Here is a 19,857-nt window from a genome sequence, read left to right as displayed (position 1 = left end):
TAATTATTTTTCAATTTCAATTCGATCATTATGGGTAGACGGGCTGGAGATGACAAGAAATTCAACCTCATCCTGAGATTCATTGGAAATAAAATGTTTTGATCCAGGCTGAACGGAAATACTTTCTCCTGCCTTTACTAAAAACCGTTCATCATTAATATCCAATACAGCTTCTCCTTTTAAAATGTAAAAAACCTGCTCTGCCGTGTTATGGAAATGCAGTTTTTCAGCGGTTCCGGGGGGCATTTTCTCCTGTTTGATAGAAAGATTGCCGGAATCATTCAGAATCCAGCTGTCACAACCGTTTCCCCAGATATAATGCTTTGAATTATCTTTAGATTGAATCATTTGAATATAGCTACAAAAATAAAAACGGTTATCAAGCTTCCGATCACGGATAAAATAGCCGTAGATAATGGAACTTTAGGCTTTACATTTTCATCAAAGGAATACCTGAACATATAATCCTGGCCATTCATAAAAATAAGTATTACCAATACAAACAGCCATCTTAAAAATGTTTCCATAATCAGAAACTGAGCATCTTTGTTTTGACCTGTGATTTCTACGGGAAAATTAGCCGTTTCAGGATGTCTTAATGCATATACAAAGAAACCATATAAAACTGTTCCCAGAAGCGGGGTCAAAAAAGAATATCTTTTGCTTCCAAAGTTGTCTGCTTTTCCATCAAAATCGAAATGGACAGGAATTCTCTTAGGAAGGGTTCTGTAATGCTTTAGGGTAAACCACCAGAAAAAAATCAACAATCCGAAATTAAAAATATCAAAAATTGTAAAAATAACATTCTCCATTCCGACTGTATTTTAGGCTAGAGTAAGTTTTTGATCACTCTCAGTTTATGGGTATGCTTATTCATTTCTTTGTTAAAGATCCCGGTTGAATCAAGAATATCTATCCTCACTTTTCCTGAAGCATGAATAATTCTTTGGTTATCCAGCATGATTCCTACGTGAATAATTTTTCCTTCAGGATTCTCGAAGAACGCTAAATCTCCGGGCTGGCTTTCTTCAACAAAAGTTAAAGGTACACCAATTTCTGCCTGCTGATAGGTGTCTCTCGGCAATTTAATATCATGGATTTTGTAGACCAGCTGTGTAAAACCTGAGCAGTCCACGGCAAAAAAGCTTTTGCCACCCCACAGGTAAGGTACATTAAGGAATTCTTTGGCAGCTAAAGCAATACTTTCACGGAGATCATGGCTCCTTCTTGAGGCCACTACCGGAAACTCTACTTCAGACCCGATTGAAAGAAGCGTTTTGCCATCTTTCATCAACACTGAAGAGAAATCTTCAGTCACCACGGTAACTTTTCTTTTAGTCAGATCCTCCTCTGTTACAAATCTTAATTGTTTGGTATCTATCCACCCTTCATATTCATCATAATGCATTTTTATTTTGGTCCAGTTTTTATTCACTTCCAAAATATCTGCACTTTCGCCAAACAACATTTCCGTAACAATTTCCGCCTTGTCAGAATTCTCTGCACGGACTGGTGCTACTGTAACGTTACAAATTCCTTTATTCATAATTTTATAGATGATAGATTTCAGACAACAGATATCAGATTTACTTGAGATTGATGTCTTATGTTTTATTTCCTTCTCAGAAAATTCACTCCATCACGCAAAGGTAAAATAAGATTTTCAAAATCGTCGTCTTTTGCGATCAAATCATTCAGTTCTTTGATGACTTGGGTAGATTTCTGTTTCGGATTTTCCTCAAGCACTTTCCCGTACCATAAGACATTATCAAACAGAACGACAGAACCGGATTGTGTTCTTGGCTTAATCAGCCTGAAATATTCTGCATAGTTTTCTTTGTCGGCATCTATAAACACAAGATCAAAAATCTGATCTGTTTCTCTTAAAAATTCTTTGGCATCCTGAAGTTTAAAATCAATCTGTCCGGCATATTCACTTTCTTCAAAATATTTTTTTGGCAGATAAGCCAGATCTTCATTAACGTCCAGTGTGGTGATTTTTCCGTCTTTAGCCAGCCCCGAGGTCAGGCAAAGCGTCGCATAGCCTGTAAAAGTTCCTATTTCCAGCACATTTTTAGGCTGTAACATTTGCGAAACAATCGTTAGAAGCCTCCCTTGCTGATATCCTGATATCATGTGCGGCTGTGTGGTTTTCTGATATGTTTCTCTTCTCAGTTTTTTCAGAATTTCAGGTTCTGAGGAAGCATGTGTTTCCAGGTACCTGTCCATTTCAGGATTTTTTTCTTCAAAAAAGCTCATACTGCAATTCTTTTATAGGGTTCAAAAGTACTTAAATATAAAGAAAAATTATTACTGCCAGGCACTTTTCACAAGTTCTCCCGTAAAAACCCCATTTAAAATACCGGGAAAATACGGATATGTTTGCATCGAACATAGTTATACATTTGCAGAGAACAAGGGGTAAAAACACTAAGAAAAGAAAGACAATGAATGTAGGGGGAAAACTAATTAACAGAGAGAATCAGAAGACCGCAGGGCCAATAGGCAAGGCGGATTCTTCGTCTAAGAAAACTAAGACCGAAATATCCAACTCATTTTTTCAACGAGTTATTTCATTATTGAAAAAAGAAGAATTAATTTGATTAAAAAAATAAATCCCGAATCGCTTCGGGATTTATTTTTATCGGTATGTTTCCATTATTTCTTAGGAGTAATATCCATCAGTTTCATGAACTCATCAAGCTTAGGCATAATGATAATTTCTGTTCTTCTGTTTTCCGCTCTTCCCGAAACACTCATATTCGTTGCTTTAGGATTGTATTCTGAACGTCCTCCTGCCGTAATTCTTGCCGGATCTACCCCAAACTGTGTCTGAAGAACCTTAGCAATAGAAGTCCCTCTCAATGCAGAAAGATCCCAGTTGTCTCTTGGCAGATTAGGAGAACTTAAAGGCGCATTATCTGTATTTCCTTCGATCAGTACAGAATATTTATCATAATCATTGATTACTTTAGCTACTTTTCCTAATACTTCCTGAGCAGCAGGCAGTATATTGTAATCTCCTGTTTTATATAGCATTTTATCTGAAAGTGAGATCATTACCACTCCCTTCAATACTTTCACCTGTACATCATCATCCGTTACGTTATCCAAAGATCTCTTAAGCTTGTTGGATAAAGCCATGTTCAGACTGTCATTTTTAGCATTGTTTGAGATCAGCTGTTTGATATATGAATTTGAAGCATTGATTTCTCCTACCAGTTTATCAATATTTGCTGAACTTTTACCCGTATTTGAAAGACAGGCATCCAAAGATGATTTCAAAGCATCATGCTGACTTTTTAAAAGATTATTCTCTCCTGACAATACAGAATTCTGAGATTTTAAATCCTGGATCTCTCTTTGTCTTTCTCCAATATTTTCAATACACTGCTTATAGTTTGAGCTTAAAGCGTCATATTGCTTTTTGCTGACACAAGAGGTCATTCCCAACGCCATTACAGAAACTCCTAAAATTTTAATAATCTTCATATGTAATCATTTTTAGACGAATCAAAGTTAGGAAAATTGAATTGAATTTTATGGATTATCTTTGCATAAAAGAAATTCTCAACAGACATCTTGGAAAAATTTAGTTTTAAAAATCAGCTTGAAAATCTTGTGCAGAATCCGGAAAATCACAGCTATCTTCTGGCGGTGAGCGGAGGTGCTGACTCTATGGTTTTAGCCTCTCTTTTTCAGGGTTTAAGACTTACCTATGAGGTTGCCCACATCAACTATAAGCTCCGTGGAACAGATTCAGATCTGGATCAAAAAACGGTTCAGGATTTTTGTGAGAAAAATCATATTCAATTTCACCTGTATGAGGTTTCGGAGAAAGACAGAAAACCGGAAAATTCTATTCAGCTTTGGGCCAGGGAGCTCCGTTATCGTTTTTTCAGAGAAATTCAGGAACAGGAAAACCTGAAATTCCTCGTTACTGCCCATCACCTGAATGACCAGCTGGAAACTTTCATCATCAATCTTTCCAAAGCTTCAGGAATCAACGGGCTTAGTGGAATTCCTGCGGGGACCAGCAATACAATCCGCCCACTCCTAAACTTTTCAAAAAAGGAAATTTATGAGTATGCTGAAAAAAACAAGATTGATTTCCGGGAAGACCTTTCCAATAAAAAAAATGATTATCTGAGGAATAAGATCAGAAATGAAATAGTTCCAAAGCTTTTAGAAACGAATGACCACTTTCTGGAGAACTTCAAAAAAAGTTCTTATTATCTGAACCAAACCAAAGATTTTGTCCACAAACAGATCGAAGAGATTGAAAATAAACTTACGGTATTTAACCCGGAGCATAAAATCTTATCAAAAGAAAAGCTGGCTCAGGAAAGTGCTTTCGTCCAGTTTGAGATCTTAAAGAAATACGGGTTCGACTGTGAGGAAGAAATTCCAAAAATCTTTACAGCAGAAAACGGAAGTTCTTTTTTCTCAAAAGAGTACCAGTTAATGATCAACCGGAATGAATTAATTCTCGTAGATAAAGACAAGAAGCAGGAAACAAAAGACGAACTCCTCCTGATCGAAGGTTTTGATTTTTCTGAAAATACAATCAGTATCAGCCTTGAAAACACAATTGACCATATTGATGGAATCAATAACAACTTTGAATGGGAGTTTGATGCTACAAAACTTCAATTTCCACTGCGTTTAAGAAAACAGCAGGACGGCGACGAGTTTTTCCCGGTAGTTTTTCCGGGTAAAAAGAAAGTTTCTAAATTTTTTAGGGACGAAAAATTATCTATTTTAGCGAGGCCAAAAATTTGGATCCTGTGTGATGGCCATAATTCCGTACTTGGAGTTATCCCTTTCAGACAGGACAGACGATATACAAAGGATGAGAAAACGAAAAGTATTCTCAAAATTTTTAATGAAAAGAAAAAATGAAATTTAGAAACTGGTTTTTAGTAGTGCTGCTATTTTTAGCGGCAGGAATGAATGCACAGATTAAAAATCCTGTAAAATTCAAGTTCACAATCAATGATTTAGGGAACAATCAGTATGAAGCTGTTTTAAATGCTACCATGGAAAGCGGCTGGCACATATACTCCAAAGATCTGCCTGAAGACACAGGAATCCCTACTGAATACAAAGTTTCGGGAAAAAATATTGAACTGGTAGGAAAATTTACGGAAGTCGGTAAGAAGCATGAAGAATTCTCGGAAGCTTTTGGCGGAACGATTGTCTTTTATTCCAACGCAGCCGGTTTCAAACAGAAATTCAAATTAAAAGACCCCACAAAACCGGCTGAAGTAACTTCTGAAATTACGTATCAGACATGTGATGACAGAGTATGTCTGGCTCCAAATACTTTAGAATTCAATCAAAAAGTAACGCCAAAAGGGGTTGCTGAAGAAACTACAGAGGAAAAAGCTGAAGCTACAAAAGATTCAGTAAAAACGATAGAAACTGTTGCCACAAGCCCTGAAAAAGGAGCCGTGACGGTTACCCAAACTTCACAACTTGATCCCAAGCAACTAAAAATAGCCACCATTGATTTCCAGAAACCTTTAACGGATTGTGGAACCGCCGTTGAAAAAGTTGGTGAAAACTACTGGACTTATTTATTCCTAGGATTTGCAGGTGGTCTAATCGCCTTACTAACCCCTTGTGTTTTCCCTATGATCCCCCTTACAGTTTCATTCTTTACCAAAGGAAACAGCAATAAGGCAAAGGGTAAAAGAGATGCACTGATCTATGGATTTTTCATCCTTTTGATCTTTGTTCTTTTAAGCGTTCCGTTCCATTTGATTGACGGGATTGCCGGAAATGTTTTCAATGAAATTTCTACAAGCGTCTGGCTGAATATCGCCTTCTTTATCATATTTATATTCTTTGCAGGAAGTTTCTTCGGATATTATGATATCACGCTGCCTAGCGCTATTGCCAATAAATCTTCAAAAGCAGAAGAAGCAGGTGGACTTGTTGGTATTTTCTTCATGGCGCTAACGCTGGTTATTGTCTCTTTCTCATGTACAGGCCCTATTCTGGGAGGTTTGTTAGGAAGCGCAGTGACAGGATCATCTAACGTTCCGATGCTGCTTACCTTTGCGTTGGCAGGATTTGGATTGGCGTGGGCTATCGTTTTCGGATTGCTTGCCTTATTCCCGCAGGCATTAAAGAGTCTTCCAAAATCCGGAGGCTGGATGAATACGGTGAAAGTGGTTCTTGGATTCGTAGAACTGGCTTTAGCTTTGAAATTCTTATCTAAAGCTGATCTGGTTTCTAAAACTTTCTTATTAAAAAGAGAGCTTTTTATTGCGATCTGGATCATTATTGCATTAGGACTGGCTTTATATTTATTCGGAATTATAAGATTTCCGCATGATGATAAAAAACCGAAAATTTCTATCACAAGAAAGATATTGGGAGCATTGGGAATTGGTTTTGTGATTTATCTGATTCAGGGATTAATTCCTGCTGAGCGTCCAAAACTCCAGTTATTAAGCGGAATTTTACCTCCACTGAATGTTAGCTATCTGCATAATGAAAAAGACGGAATTCTGGGAATGCACCCTGAACATGATTTCTTTAAAGCTATAGAACTCGCCAAAAAAGAGAACAAGCCTATTTTGATTGACTTTACAGGCTACGGCTGTGAAAACTGTCGTAAAATGGAGGAATTCGTCTGGAGCGAACCGGATATTCTGCCTATCCTGCAAAATGATGTGGTACTGGCCTCTTTATATGTAGATGATAAGGAAGAGCTTCCTGAAGATCAAAAAACTAAAATCGACCTTGGAGATGGTCAGATCAAAAAAGTAAAAACAATCGGGGACCGATGGAGTTTGTTCCAGCAGGTGAATTTCAATAACAATTCCCAGCCGCACTACGTTCTGATAACACCAGACGGAAAAGTGATCAACACTCCGGTATCAGGATATATGCCGAAAGAAGATTTCAAAAAATTCTTGGAATGCGGTGTTAATTATTACAAAACAACGAAGTAAAATTTAATCCAAACATCATATCAGCCTTATCAATTTATTTTGGTAAGGCTTTTTTATATAATTTATTCAAAAGCAAGTAGTTCCCCAATCATCTTATCAAAAACACACAAACACTTAAACTATCATAAAACCTTATGAAATTAAAACATCATTAGTTTTTTTTATGTTAAATCATAAATTATTTTTAGAAATTTATAACAATTAAGAAATTTAGGTATAAACTTTGCATCGCTTCCATCAAACCACGACAGGTTTTTCAAATTTCATCAAATACCGTTTAACATTTAAAAATATGAATTATGGCTGAAGTAATTGCACAAGAGAAACAGGGAGGCAAACAAAAGAAAAAATTAATCCGTGTAGACATGACTCCGATGGTAGATCTGGGATTTTTATTGATCACTTTCTTTATGTTCACCACCAATTTTACAAAACCTAACGTGATGGACCTTGGACTTCCCGCAAAAGATCCTAATCCCTATCCTATTACTGATAATGTAATCAGAGATAAAAATCAGGTCACATTTATTTTAGGAAAAGACAACAGAGTATTTTATCACCAGAGTAACGAGCAAGATCTGAATGCAGGAAACCTGAAAGAAACTGATTTCAGCGGCGTGAAAATCTCTAAAATCATTTCTGAAGCCTACAAAAACGCACCGATACCGGAAAACTTTACGGTCATTGTAAAACCTACCGATGAAGCCAACTATAAGAATTTCGTAGATATCTTAGACAATATCGCAATCTCTAAAAAAGAAAGATACGGCGTTACTGATATAAAGCCTTGGGAAAAGAAAGTTTACACAGAATTGACGAAATAAGATACAAGAGCATTTTTAGAATGCTCTTTTTTTATTTACATTTGAAGATACAACTGATTGCAGAATCTGACTTTGCCTGCTGAAATATTTTTAACTGTTATAATATTAAGATCATGCTGAATTTTGAAAGAAAAGGAAACGGAAAAGAAACTTTAGTGCTGCTCCACGGCTTTATGGAAAATCTTTCCATCTGGAGCGATATGGAACCTCATCTTTCTAAAGATTTTTCACTGTTGAAAATAGATCTTCCCGGTCATGGACAATCTGATGTTTTAGCGGAAGTGCACACTATGGAACTTATGGCTGATGAAGTAAAAAAAGTCTTGGATCATGAGAAGCTGGAGAAAGTACATCTCCTAGGACATTCTATGGGAGGGTATACTGCATTGGCCTTTGCAGAAAAACACCCGAAAACTCTTAAAAGCCTGACTTTATTTTTCTCAACTTATTTCCCGGATGATGAAGAGAAAAAACAACAGCGAATTAAAAGTTACAGAATCATCAAAGACGCCTTTTCCCATTATGCCAGGGCCGGAATTCCGAATCTGTTTAATCCCAATGAAAGAGATATTCTGGAAGGAAAAATTGAAACCGCTCTTGCTACAGCCCTTTCTACGAATAATCTGGGAGCGCTTGCCTCCGTAAAAGGAATGGTGGAAAGAACTGACAAAAAACACATCATGGAAAATCTTGAGGCTAAAATTTTAATTTTAGCCGGAAAACATGATAATGCCGTAAAAACAGAGATGGTCATCAAACATCTTCCGGACAGAACCAATATAAAATCATATGTCCTGGATTGCGGGCACAACGGGCACTGGGAAAAACCAGGCATTTGTGCTGAAATTATCAACACGGAACTTCTTCATAATCTACCCAAAAAATTAATCCTGTAAAAAAGCAACGACAGGTCTTGGCCAGTGCCTATTAAAATTTCTTGTATATTAGTAGAGATTAATTATCTCAATGGGTTTATTTTCGTTCAAAAAAAAGAAACCGCCGGTCATCGGCCTTACGCTTTCCGGTGGAGGAATGCGCGGAATTGCCCATATCGCAGTACTGAAAGCCCTGGAAGAATACAACCTGAAACCTCATATTATTTCCGGAACCAGTGCCGGTTCTATTGTGGGAGCTTTCTATTCTTTCGGAAAATCACCGGATGAGATGATGGAGATCGTGAAATATACTACGTTCTTTTCAAGATCTTACCTGAAACTCTCTAAGAACGGCCTTTTCAGCCCAAATTTCATCTTAAAACTCTTGACGGATCATTTTCCTGAGAATGATTTTAAGATCCTGAAAATCCCTGTTTACGTTACCGCCACAGAAATGACCCATGGAATTGTGGATTTCTTTTCAGAAGGAGAACTTTTCGGGCCTCTTCTGGCTTCATCAAGCGTTCCGTTCATTCTGCCCCCTGTAAGAATAGGCGAAAAAATATATGTGGACGGAGGTGTTCTGGACAACCTTCCCATAGAACCTATTATTGATAAATGTGATTTTTTAATTGCTTCCCATGTCAATTCCATAAGCTATGATGAACTCAAAAACATGAGTCTTATGAAAGAATTCGACAGGATTCTCCATTTAGCGATCGCCAAATCGGTTTATTCCAAAGCGAAATCCTGTGATATTTTTTTAGATCCTCCTAAAATGACGAAATTCAGTTTATTCAGCAAGAAAAACCTGGATATTATGTTTCAGGAAGTCTATGAATACACCTGTGAAGAACTTGAAAGTAAAGGGTATACCAAGGGCATGACTGTAGGCGAATAAAGGATTGAGTAGGTTTAATGCATTGATGGAATCATTAAACTTTACATTTCAATGCAACCTTTTTTCAATTTCCCTATTCACCAGTTAAACTTCCTCCGCTTCTATTCTTTTTTTAAAGGTTTCGATAGTATCTGACAGAGACTCATCAGATTTCCCACCTGCTGCATTGATATGACCTCCCCCACTGAAATATTTTCTTGAGAACTGGTTCACGTCCACATCATCTTTACTTCTGAAAGATATTTTAATAAAATCATCATACAGATCTTCCATAAAGAAAGCAGCCATTTTTACACCTGCAATGCTCAATCCATAGTTTACAAAACCTTCTGTATCACCTTTCTGAAAACCATATTCTTTAAGCTCATTTCTTGTAAGAGAAAGTACCGCTACTTTGCCATCGTTCACCACCTCTATTCTTCCTAATACCAGAGCAAGAAGATGAAGACGGGAAACCGTGTTCGTATCCCATGTATTTGACGTGATGATGGAAGGATCAGCTCCTTTTTCTATCAGATTGGCGATAATACGGTGGGTAGTCGCACTCGTAGAACGGAAACGGAAACCACCTGTATCTGTCATAATCCCGGTATAAAGGCATTCTGCAATATCCTGATTGACCAGATTTTCATCCTCCATGGCTTCAATAAAATGATAAATCATCTGTGAAGTGGCCGGAATAACGGTATCAGAATACACAAAGTCAAATTTTTCAGGCTGCTGGTGATGGTCAATAAGAATTTTCTTAGCCTTAGCTTTAGTAAGCCATTCACCTAATATTCCTATTCTTGAAGGAGCATTAAAATCAAGACAGAAGATCACATCTGCATTGCTGATCATCTCAAATGCATATTTTCTTTTATACTCTCCGATGATCACCTTTTTAGATTCAGGCATCCATTTCAGAAATTTCGGAAAATCATTCGGTACAATTACTTCTGCAGGAATTCCCTTTGCTCTCAAATAATGTTTCAGCCCCAGACTGGAACCTATAGCATCTCCGTCCGGATTATAATGAGTAAGGATAACGATCTTGTTTTCAGGCGTAAGTAGTGTACTGATATCTAAAAGTTCTGCTGGTGTAAACATCGTGTGTTTATTTTTCTTTAAATTTGAGTTTTCAAAGATAGAGCTTTTAAATAAATCATTTCAATATAATTTCCGCACCCGGATTTCATTTCCACCTGCGGGTTATATAGATTAGGATGAAAAATATTTCAAATATTTTCTAAAAAAGATTATTAAACATTTGTAACTTTTAAAAATTTCTATATCTTTGCAACCTGAAAATTAATAGATTAATTACGATTTAAATATATAGTAATGAGTAAAAGAACATTCCAGCCATCAGAAAGAAAAAAAAGAAACAAACACGGTTTCAGAGAAAGAATGTCTACGCCAAACGGTAGAAGAGTTTTGGCAGCAAGAAGAGCTAAAGGCAGAAAGAGTTTAACTGTTAGTGCTGCGCGCGCTAAGAGATAATATCTCGAATTATCATATACAGATCATGCTTGAAAAGAAGTTTTTCAGGCATTTTTTGTTGTTAAAATTTCCTAAAGTTTAGGTTTTTTAAGCTTCTTTTTTCTATTTTTAAGATCTGAAAAAATATTTTAGAAATAGTACGATAAAATTGAATTATGCCGCATACAAATATCTCCGGAGATAATATTATAAGCTTACAGCACGCAAAAATTGCGCAAAAAAACTTCACTGTTCTTTCTGACGTTAATCTTAACATCAAAAAAGGCAGATTCTGCTACCTTATCGGAAAGACAGGTTCCGGAAAAAGCTCACTTCTGAAAACGCTTTACGGACACATCCCTTTAGCATCAGGACACGGAGCTGTAGTAGGTTTTGAACTGGCTAAACTGAGACCTTCAGACATTCCTAACCTGAGAAGAAAATTAGGAATCGTATTTCAGGATTTTCAACTTCTCTCTGACAGAACCGTTGAGAAAAACCTGAAATTTGTTCTTGAAGCAACAGGCTGGAACGATAAAGTAAAAATGGAGGACCGCATCAACGAAGTGTTGGGAAGCGTAAACATGAAAAGTAAAAAGCACAAGATGCCGCATGAACTTTCCGGAGGAGAGCAGCAGCGTGTCGCTATTGCCAGAGCTTTACTCAACCACCCAGACCTTATCTTAGCCGATGAGCCCACAGGAAACCTTGACCCAGAAACATCCAATGAGATCATGACCCTTCTAAAGCAGGTAGCCCTTGAAAATGGAGCCGCTGTAGTAATGGCAACGCATGACTACCACATGATCCAGAACTTCCCTGGAGAAGCGATCAGATGTGAGGACGGAAAGGTTTCGGTACTGGATACTGCAGAGTTATTCGAATAAGACCAAAGAAGTAAAAGATTGAAGAATTAAGGCGTTCAGACAAACTGAACAGTCACTAACTAACTTCTAATCTCTAGCTTCTAACCTCTATTTTTTAAAGACATGAAACTCCTTTGTGAGTTCAAGATATGGGTCCGAGTATTGTCTCGGACTTTTTTCTATAACAAAATCAGATTCTTCAACCGGTATTTCTGTTGATGAAAATTCAAGAACTACTCTTTTCGTTTTTGAATTTTCAGTTCCTTTAATATAAACTCTCCGCATCAGAAATAAGCTATTTTCTAAAGCCGTTTGAATAAAAACATCTCCAGCCTCAGCAGGAATAATAACCGACAAAACACCATCATCCGACAATAGTTTTACAGAAGACTCAATAAGTTGCTGAAAGTTCAGTTCCACGGTTTGACGTGCAATTTTGTCTTTGTCTGAAGCAGACTCTTCAAAATAAGGAGGATTTGAAACGATAAGATCAAATTTCGTCTTTGTTTCAAAAGTTTTAAGATCCTGATGAATATTTTTCAGCCGTACATGAAAAGGTGAATGTTCAAAATTTCTTTGGGTAAGCAAAGCTGCCTCTTCATTGATATCAAGACCCAGAAAAAATGCCCGGGTATTTCTTTGAGCAAGCATTAATGAGATCAAGCCAGTTCCTGTTCCTACTTCCAAAACTCGCGAAGCATTGACCACATTGGCTAAAACACCAAGCAATACACCATCCGTCCCTACACGGAAGACGTCTTTTGACTGCTGAATTTCAAAATGTTTAAATCTAAAAGGCTTCACTATAAATTGGTAGGCAGTGTAATAGTAAATGTAGACCCCTTCCCTACTTCTGATTTCACAGCAATCTCACCTTTGTAATCCTCTATCATTTTTCTGACCATAGAAAGACCAAGTCCCATTCCACTGTTTTTAGAGGTAAAATTAGGCTCAAATATTCTTTCGTACATATTTTCCGGAATCCCGATTCCATTATCCTGTACAGAAATCATCACCCTTCTCTGATGCTGTTCCACATCTACATTGATGATCAGTTTGCGCTCATCACTTTGCGCCTGTTTTGCATTGGTTACAAGGTTGGTAATGATCCTGGACAGATAAATCCGGTCCATATTGATCATAATGTTCCCTTTATTGGAATGCATAAAAATGCTGTCGTCATTGAAAACACGCAGAATATCTTCAACTTCGGTATTAAGATTAATGACCTCATTATTTTTTTCCGGAAGTTTTGCAAATTCCGAGAAAGCCGAAGCAACAGTAGCAATCAGGTCGATCTGGTCTACCATCGTTTTGCTCATCTGCTTTACTCTTTCTCTGATATTCGGATCTTCAGGATCAAATTTTCTTTCAAAATTCTGAATGGTAAGCTTCATTGGGGTAAGCGGATTCTTCACCTCGTGGGCAACCTGCTTTGCCATTTCCCTCCAGGCTTCTTCAGATGCTTTGAATCTTAGTCTTTCTTTCTGGTCCTGAATCTGTAGGATCATTCTGTTATAAGCTCTAGCCAAGGCATTAAGCTCATCATTTTTATAATATCTGATGGGACGCATCTCATTTTCAAATAATGTAATACGGGTGATCATATCAGAAAATTTAGTAATATTTTTCGCAAGGCTGTTAGAAGTCACCCAGCTTATCCAGATACTAAACAGAATAAGAAAAATATCTACCAAAAGAATATACTTGATATACTGGTGAAGAACATCCAGATAGGCGGATTCATTGTGATACAAAGGAATATATACAATTCCTATAGGTTCAAGCTCATTGTTTTTCAAAAGCAGATAAGATGAAGTACGTCCTGCATCTTTGGTCTTGTCGTATCCTCTGATATCAACTCTGGAATCAGTGGCCAGAATTTTATTAACAATATTGATAGGAATTGTTTTCTGATCGATCAAACTTTCATCTTTATTGGAAAGAAGGTAGCTTCCTTTCAGATCATAGATCACAATATCATGCTGGTTGATATCTGCTATTTCAAAGATCTTATTTCCCAATACGTTTGGCAGATCCTCTGTTTCTACAAGAGTTCGGCTAACCGCATAATCGAGATATCTCATCACAGCATTGGTCTTCTCCTGCATATCAATATTACTCTGCTGCAGAGAATTATTCCTTAAAACAAAATAGGGAACCAGCGATGTGGCAACAACACTTAAAAAACATACGAGTAGGAATCCGAAAAACACGCGGTTCCTTAAGCTGTATCCTTTGTATTTACTTATTGGCATCCTACTTTTTAATTAACCTAGCAATATACTTACCAATGATGTCAAATTCTAAATTTACTTTATCTCCGATTTTCAGATGCTGCATATTGGTAAATTCCCAGGTATACGGAATAATAGCCACGGAAAACTGGGTGTCTTCACTTTTTGCTACAGTAAGACTAATTCCGTTCACCGTAATGGATCCTTGTGGAACAGTTACGAAATTACCGTCGTCTTCATACTTAACTGTAATAAAGTAACTTCCGTCTTTATTTTCTATACCAGCTACTTCCCCGGTCTTGTCAACGTGTCCCTGCACAATATGCCCATCTAACCTTCCATCCATTTTCATACATCGTTCAAGGTTGACGACTGTACCAACATCCCATTTTCCAAGATTGGTCTTTTCTAATGTTTCGTTGATTGCCGTTACTACATATTGATTGTTTTTAATCTCAACAACCGTCAGGCAACATCCGTTATGAGCCAGGCTCTGGTCTATTTTTAATTCGCTGGTAAAAGGACATGTTAAGGTGAAATCTATGTTGCTTCCTTTTTCTTCAATCTTTTCAATAACACCAACTGCTTCAATAATTCCTGTGAACATATTATTTTTTGCTAAATTTGTAAATTATAATCTTCAAAGATAATCAAAATGAGCCCAAAAAACCATAAAGTACGAGTAGGAATTTCAATCGGTGATTTTAACGGCATTGGCCCGGAGATCATCATGAAGTCTCTGAAAGACAAAACCATTACGGACTTTTTCACTCCGGTGATTTTTGGCTCGGGAAAGTTATTTACCTTCCAGAAAAATATTTTCAAGCTGAATCTTAATTTCAACTACGTGAACGAAGCTTCTCTGGCACAGCCAGGAAAACTTAATATGGTGAACCTGACCAAGGACAATGTGAACGTAGAATTAGGAACCCCAACAGAAGAATCTACCCAAATGGCGATTGATTCCCTTGAACTGGCCACTGAAGCTTTAATGAAAGGGGACATTGACGTTCTGGTTACAGCGCCCATCAATAAAGATGAAATGATGAAAATGGGCTTTAAACATGCCGGACACACAGGATATTTTGAAGAAAAATTCAGTAAAAAAGGACTGATGTTTTTAGTTACTGAAGATCTGAAAGTAGCCGTTTCTACCCACCACATCCCGATTGCCAGTGTTGCAGAAAATATTTCCAAAGAAAAAATAAAAAAACAGATCAGAGCCCTGAATCAGACATTGATTGAAGATTTCTGCATTTCGAAACCTAAAATTGCCGTATTGGGATTGAACCCACATGCAGGAGATGGCGGTGTGATTGGAAAAGAAGAAATTGAGATCATTGAACCGGCCATTAAAGAACTTTCAGATAATGGAACACTGGCTTTCGGGCCTTATCCTGCAGACAGTTTCTTCCAGCCAAATAAATATAAAAATTTCGATGCTGTTTTAGCTATGTATCACGACCAGGGGCTGGCTCCATTCAAAACATTAGCTTATGAAGAAGGCGTGAATTATACAGCCGGACTTCCCTTTATCAGAACCTCGCCGGACCACGGTGTTGCCTATGATATTGCTGGGAAAAACATTGCCGATGAACAGAGTTTTACAGAAGCCATCTTCACTGCTATTAAAATCTTCAAGAACAGAAGTGAATATAACGATCTGATGACCAACCGTATGCAACCGAGAAAAGTATCTGTTGATAACGGAGTAGATGAGGATCTGCCGGATGAAAACGAGGCATAATTCGTTAAAACAAATTTTAAATTAATTTGTTATGGATTTTATTTGTTATTATAAAAAAATTGCATATTTTTGCACACTCATTTTATGGACAAGTTAAGAAACTATGACGTAAGCTTTTCCGGACTCAAAAACGGAAAGCACGTGTTCAAATTTGAGATAGATAATACGTTCTTTCAATTATTTGACACTGAACAGGAATTTACAAATCCTAAAATAGTAGCCGATGTTTTTCTTGAAAAGCATACTACCTTTTTAGAATTTGAGATCAAAGTAGACGGGACAGTAGAACTCATTTGTGATCTCACGAATGATGAATTCGAGCATCCTATTGAAAACGAGATTGGAATTTTGGTACATTTTGGTGAAGAATATGACGACAGCAATGAAGATGTCATTACTATTCCAGCCTCAGATCATGCATTCAATGTGGCACAACTGATCTATGAAAATGTACAGCTTTCTATACCGATGAAAAAAATTTCACCGAATGTAAGCGATGAAGATCTTGAGATTCTAAACAGGTTCAGTCCAAAAGATATTGAAGAACCTGCAGAGGAAGAAGAGAAACATGAAAGCGACCCGAGATGGGAAGCTCTGAGAAAGTTAAAAGACAATAATTAAATAAAATAATTTAAATATGATGAGATGATGAATCTCATCGCTCATCAATTAAAAAAGTTATTCAAAATGGCACATCCTAAGAGAAGACAGTCGTCCACAAGAAGAGATAAGAGAAGAACTCATTATAAAGCAGTAGTTCCTCAATTAGCGAAAGATGCAACAACTGGTGAACTTCACCTTTACCACAGAGCTCACTGGCATGAAGGAAAACTTTACTACAGAGGTAAAGTAGTATTGGAAAAAGAAGTAGCAACTACAGAAGAAAACTAAGAGTCGCTTTTCACTGAAAAGCCTCATTTTAATACAAAAACCGCCCAATTTTGATAAAATCGGGCGGTTTTTTGTTGTTTTTTATGTTTTTTTGGTATCTTTGGGACAAAATCAAATATCAAATTTATGGACATTAAAGACATACAAAATCTTATCAAGTTTGTATCTAAGGCTGAAGTTTCAGAAGTAAAATACAAAACTAAAGATTTCGAAATCACTATTAAAACTCCATTAGCCGGTAGCGATGCGGTTTATGCACAACCAGCAGTTTACCATACAGCTCCTCAGGCTGCAGCAGCTCCAGCTCATGTAGCGGCTCCGGCGGCTCCTGCTGAAAAAGCTGAACCCGTATCTGATGACAGCAAATATGTTACGATCAAGTCTCCAATGATTGGTACTTTCTACAGAAAGCCATCTCCGGATAAAGATGTATTCGTAAACGTAGGCGACGAGGTTTCTGTAGGAAAAGTAGTTTGTGTAATCGAAGCAATGAAGTTATTCAACCAGATCGATTCTGAGATCAGCGGAAAAATCGTGAAGATCTTGGTAGATGATGCTACTCCGGTAGAATACGATCAGCCTTTATTCTTAGTAGATCCATCTTAAGGAATTTTAGATGAAAGATTATAAATTTTAGATGAATCCTTTTCATTTAAAATAATTTAAAATTCAAAATTTATAATTTAAAATTTCGGAGAGATGTTCAAAAAAATATTAATAGCCAATCGTGGCGAAATTGCAATGCGTATTTTACGTACATGCAAAGAAATGGGGATCAAAACCGTTGCGGTATATTCTACTGCAGACAAAGATAGTCTTCACGTAAGATTTGCTGATGAAGCAGTTTGTATAGGTCCTCCTATGAGCAAAGACTCATACCTTAAAATCCCTAACATTATTGCGGCGGCAGAAATTACCAATGCTGATGCTATACACCCAGGTTATGGATTCCTGTCTGAAAATGCCAACTTCTCCAGAATCTGTCAGAAAAACAACATCAAGTTTATTGGTGCTTCTCCTGAGCAGATCGAAAAAATGGGAGATAAAGCAAACGCTAAAGCAACCATGAAAGCTGCAGGTGTACCATGTGTACCTGGTTCTGACGGATTGATTGAATCCTACGAGCATGCTGTAAAAGTGGCTGCAGAAACAGGATATCCTGTCATGATCAAGGCTACTGCAGGTGGTGGTGGAAAAGGGATGAGAGCGGTATGGAAAGCCGAAGACCTTAAAGATCACTGGGAGTCTGCTATTCAGGAAGCTGTGGCTGCCTTCGGAAACGGAGGAATGTACATGGAAAAACTGATTGAAGAGCCTAGACATATCGAAATCCAGGTTGCTGGTGATCAGTACGGAAAAGCATGTCACCTTTCTGAAAGAGACTGTTCTGTACAGAGAAGAAACCAGAAACTGACCGAAGAAACTCCTTCTCCGTTCATGACTGACGAACTTCGTGAGAAAATGGGTGAAGCCGCTGTAAAAGCTGCAGAATTCATTGGATATGAAGGAGTAGGTACTATTGAATTCCTTGTAGACAAACATAGAAATTTCTATTTCATGGAAATGAATACAAGAATCCAGGTAGAGCACCCTATCACTGAGCAGGTTATTGATTATGACCTGATCAGAGAGCAGATTCTTCTTGCAGCAGGAACTCCTATTTCAGGAATCAACTATTACCCGAAACTACACTCCATCGAGTGTAGAATCAACGCTGAGGATCCTTATGCAGACTTCAGACCGTCTCCAGGAAAAATCACAGGATTAAATATTCCTGGCGGACACGGAATCAGAGTAGATACTCACGTGTATTCAGGCTATACAATTCCTTCTAACTATGACTCAATGATCGCTAAGCTTATCACAACGGCTCAAACCCGTGAGGAAGCTATAGCTAAAATGAGACGTGCGTTGGAAGAGTTCTATATTGAAGGGGTGAAAACTACCATTCCTTTCCACAGACAGCTGATGGATAATGAAGATTATTTAGCAGGAAACTATACAACAAAATTCATGGAAGATTTTGTAATGGATAGAAAGTATGATAATCACTAAGATTATTGATATATAAATTTCAAACTGCCTCTTTCGGGGCAGTTTTTTTATTTCTATGCCTTTAATATCCATATTTTATTCAAGAACTACTGGAACTCTTTTTCTTATCCTCCTTCCACCTCCCCATCAATCGGAAGCTACCAAGCAGTTACTACAGATTCTACAAACGACTGATTAACAACAAACAAAAATCCCTAACAATTGTTAGTCGCAGAATTACGACACTTTTTAAAATTTCTTTAAAATTTTTTTTTTGACACTATAATTACTTTTATTTTTGGTAACATAAGATAACAAAACACATAATTAACAATTAAAATTTACTATCATGGCAGAAAGAAATTCAAGAGGAATTTTAAAATTCAATGGCGGTGAAGGACAAAAGTTATTAAAACTTAACTACACGGTATCCCGCTCTACAGACGTATCCGGAAGAGTAGCCTCAGACCCTTCCAATGCATTAGTCAAAATCACAGTAGAAGCTACTGAAAAATCAGACATCCTGGAAAGTCTTCTTAACGGAAAATATAAACCTACAACGGGAGAGGTAACATTCAACAAGTCTCACGAAGAAGGAACAATGACGACCTTGAAATGGGAGAACGGATATGTGATCCAGCATGAATTGGATTTCGATGCAGTAGACGACAACAGTATGTATATTACTTTCGTTATCAGTGCAGAACAAATTGATCTTGGAACTGCTTCTTATAGAGGAGAGTGGCCATCTTAAAGAGTGTAATTCTACATCAGATAAAAATAACAGACAGAATAGTACACCCAACAAGAGGAATACTATTCTGTTTTTTTTGCGGTACTCTCAATTTATATAAAAAAGTTACAAATACTGCAGAATTGATTAACATAAAACATAATCCTAAAATGATTCTGCTTTTTTTCTTCAAAATCCAAAGAAAAAAAATTCCATTCTTCAAAGATATAAAACCTGCATTGCGTGATTTGTAAAAGAAATATTTTCTAAAACATCGTAATCCAACCCTAAAATACACTTTAATTACTGTCGTGTACCGTATT

22 protein-coding genes are annotated in these 19,857 nt (G+C 37.1%); 13 read left to right on the top strand and 9 right to left on the bottom strand.

Translation table 11 applies throughout. The annotated features are described in order from the left end of the window. Positions 1–3 precede the first annotated feature (3 nt). From NZD88_RS07245 to NZD88_RS07225, 5 genes are all read right to left on the bottom strand, one after another. Positions 4–348: a cupin domain-containing protein gene (locus NZD88_RS07245; protein ID WP_259828454.1), complete on the bottom strand. Its 345-nt coding sequence runs from the start codon at positions 346–348 to the stop codon at positions 4–6. Further along, positions 345–812 carry a DUF1648 domain-containing protein gene (locus tag NZD88_RS07240; RefSeq protein ID WP_259828453.1) on the bottom strand — a complete coding sequence of 156 codons (468 nt, stop codon included), beginning with the start codon at positions 810–812 and terminating at the stop codon, positions 345–347. The genes NZD88_RS07245 and NZD88_RS07240 overlap by 4 nt, the downstream gene beginning before the upstream one ends. A 17-nt stretch (positions 813–829) precedes the next feature. Further along, positions 830–1,546: a C40 family peptidase gene (locus NZD88_RS07235; RefSeq protein WP_259828452.1), complete on the bottom strand. Its 717-nt coding sequence runs from the start codon at positions 1,544–1,546 to the stop codon at positions 830–832. 65 nt (positions 1,547–1,611) lie between these two features. Then, positions 1,612–2,259, bottom strand: a complete 648-nt coding sequence (locus NZD88_RS07230; RefSeq protein ID WP_259828451.1) for an O-methyltransferase — start codon at positions 2,257–2,259, stop codon at positions 1,612–1,614. A 399-nt stretch (positions 2,260–2,658) separates the two neighbouring features. Continuing rightward, positions 2,659–3,492: an OmpA family protein gene (locus NZD88_RS07225; protein ID WP_259828450.1), complete on the bottom strand. Its 834-nt coding sequence runs from the start codon at positions 3,490–3,492 to the stop codon at positions 2,659–2,661. Between the two features lie 90 nt (positions 3,493–3,582). Here NZD88_RS07225 and tilS point away from each other — a divergent pair, with 90 nt between their 5' ends. The 5 genes from tilS (at position 3,583) to NZD88_RS07200 (ending at position 9,565) form a co-directional block, all read left to right on the top strand. Next, a complete protein-coding gene (gene tilS, locus NZD88_RS07220; RefSeq protein WP_279324409.1) occupies positions 3,583–4,902 on the top strand; it encodes a tRNA lysidine(34) synthetase TilS in 1,320 nt (439 codons plus the stop codon). Continuing rightward, positions 4,899–6,965, top strand: a complete 2,067-nt coding sequence (locus NZD88_RS07215) for a protein-disulfide reductase DsbD family protein (RefSeq protein ID WP_259828449.1) — start codon at positions 4,899–4,901, stop codon at positions 6,963–6,965. Before tilS ends, NZD88_RS07215 begins: the two co-directional genes overlap by 4 nt. A gap of 299 nt (positions 6,966–7,264) precedes the next feature. Continuing rightward, positions 7,265–7,789: a biopolymer transporter ExbD gene (locus NZD88_RS07210; RefSeq protein ID WP_259828448.1), complete on the top strand. Its 525-nt coding sequence runs from the start codon at positions 7,265–7,267 to the stop codon at positions 7,787–7,789. A 113-nt stretch (positions 7,790–7,902) separates the two neighbouring features. Then, the gene (locus NZD88_RS07205; RefSeq protein WP_259828447.1) at positions 7,903–8,685 is read left to right on the top strand and encodes an alpha/beta fold hydrolase; all 783 of its coding nucleotides are present in this window, start codon (positions 7,903–7,905) and stop codon (positions 8,683–8,685) included. Positions 8,686–8,755: 70 nt separating this feature from the next. After that, positions 8,756–9,565 (top strand): patatin-like phospholipase family protein, encoded by an 810-nt coding sequence (locus tag NZD88_RS07200; RefSeq protein WP_259828446.1) that lies wholly within the window; start codon positions 8,756–8,758, stop codon positions 9,563–9,565. Between the two features lie 84 nt (positions 9,566–9,649). Here NZD88_RS07200 and NZD88_RS07195 read toward each other — a convergent pair whose 3' ends face one another. Next, positions 9,650–10,654, bottom strand: a complete 1,005-nt coding sequence (locus tag NZD88_RS07195; protein WP_259828445.1) for a DHH family phosphoesterase — start codon at positions 10,652–10,654, stop codon at positions 9,650–9,652. A 234-nt stretch (positions 10,655–10,888) separates the two neighbouring features. On the opposite strand from NZD88_RS07195, the gene rpmH reads away from it, so the two are divergent. Further along, positions 10,889–11,047: a 50S ribosomal protein L34 gene (gene rpmH / locus NZD88_RS07190; RefSeq protein ID WP_034701860.1), complete on the top strand. Its 159-nt coding sequence runs from the start codon at positions 10,889–10,891 to the stop codon at positions 11,045–11,047. A gap of 155 nt (positions 11,048–11,202) precedes the next feature. Continuing rightward, entirely contained in the window at positions 11,203–11,913 is a 711-nt protein-coding gene (locus tag NZD88_RS07185) for a cell division ATP-binding protein FtsE (RefSeq protein ID WP_034746623.1), read from the top strand. Positions 11,914–12,000: 87 nt separating this feature from the next. Here NZD88_RS07185 and NZD88_RS07180 read toward each other — a convergent pair whose 3' ends face one another. Genes NZD88_RS07180 through NZD88_RS07170 form a run of 3 tightly spaced genes read right to left on the bottom strand, consistent with a single transcriptional unit; the run spans position 12,001 to position 14,736 of the window. Beyond that, the gene (locus tag NZD88_RS07180; RefSeq protein WP_259828444.1) at positions 12,001–12,696 is read right to left on the bottom strand and encodes a tRNA1(Val) (adenine(37)-N6)-methyltransferase; all 696 of its coding nucleotides are present in this window, start codon (positions 12,694–12,696) and stop codon (positions 12,001–12,003) included. After that, positions 12,696–14,150 (bottom strand): sensor histidine kinase, encoded by a 1,455-nt coding sequence (locus NZD88_RS07175; RefSeq protein WP_169232991.1) that lies wholly within the window; start codon positions 14,148–14,150, stop codon positions 12,696–12,698. Before NZD88_RS07175 ends, NZD88_RS07180 begins: the two co-directional genes overlap by 1 nt. A 1-nt stretch (position 14,151) precedes the next feature. After that, positions 14,152–14,736, bottom strand: a complete 585-nt coding sequence (locus tag NZD88_RS07170) for a riboflavin synthase (RefSeq protein WP_169232992.1) — start codon at positions 14,734–14,736, stop codon at positions 14,152–14,154. Positions 14,737–14,784: 48 nt separating this feature from the next. On the opposite strand from NZD88_RS07170, the gene pdxA reads away from it, so the two are divergent. The 6 genes from pdxA (at position 14,785) to tssD (ending at position 19,555) form a co-directional block, all read left to right on the top strand. Next, entirely contained in the window at positions 14,785–15,876 is a 1,092-nt protein-coding gene (pdxA, locus tag NZD88_RS07165; protein WP_259828443.1) for a 4-hydroxythreonine-4-phosphate dehydrogenase PdxA, read from the top strand. Between the two features lie 84 nt (positions 15,877–15,960). Continuing rightward, positions 15,961–16,497, top strand: a complete 537-nt coding sequence (locus NZD88_RS07160) for a YceD family protein (RefSeq protein ID WP_259828442.1) — start codon at positions 15,961–15,963, stop codon at positions 16,495–16,497. A 66-nt stretch (positions 16,498–16,563) separates the two neighbouring features. Further along, a complete protein-coding gene (gene rpmF, locus NZD88_RS07155) occupies positions 16,564–16,767 on the top strand; it encodes a 50S ribosomal protein L32 (RefSeq protein ID WP_007843326.1) in 204 nt (67 codons plus the stop codon). 126 nt (positions 16,768–16,893) lie between these two features. Then, positions 16,894–17,373: an acetyl-CoA carboxylase biotin carboxyl carrier protein gene (gene accB / locus NZD88_RS07150; RefSeq protein WP_259828441.1), complete on the top strand. Its 480-nt coding sequence runs from the start codon at positions 16,894–16,896 to the stop codon at positions 17,371–17,373. 93 nt (positions 17,374–17,466) lie between these two features. After that, complete coding sequence (accC, locus tag NZD88_RS07145) at positions 17,467–18,822, top strand: acetyl-CoA carboxylase biotin carboxylase subunit (RefSeq protein ID WP_076508879.1); 1,356 nt, start codon at positions 17,467–17,469, stop codon at positions 18,820–18,822. Between the two features lie 328 nt (positions 18,823–19,150). Beyond that, a complete protein-coding gene (gene tssD / locus NZD88_RS07140) occupies positions 19,151–19,555 on the top strand; it encodes a type VI secretion system tube protein TssD (protein ID WP_259828440.1) in 405 nt (134 codons plus the stop codon). The last annotated feature ends 302 nt before the right edge of the window (positions 19,556–19,857 follow it).

Source organism: Chryseobacterium pyrolae (assembly GCF_025153485.1).
Taxonomy (GTDB): Bacteria; Bacteroidota; Bacteroidia; order Flavobacteriales; family Weeksellaceae; genus Chryseobacterium; species Chryseobacterium antibioticum.
Note: the sequence above shows the minus strand (reverse complement) of the source record. Positions and strands in the feature narration are given on the sequence as shown.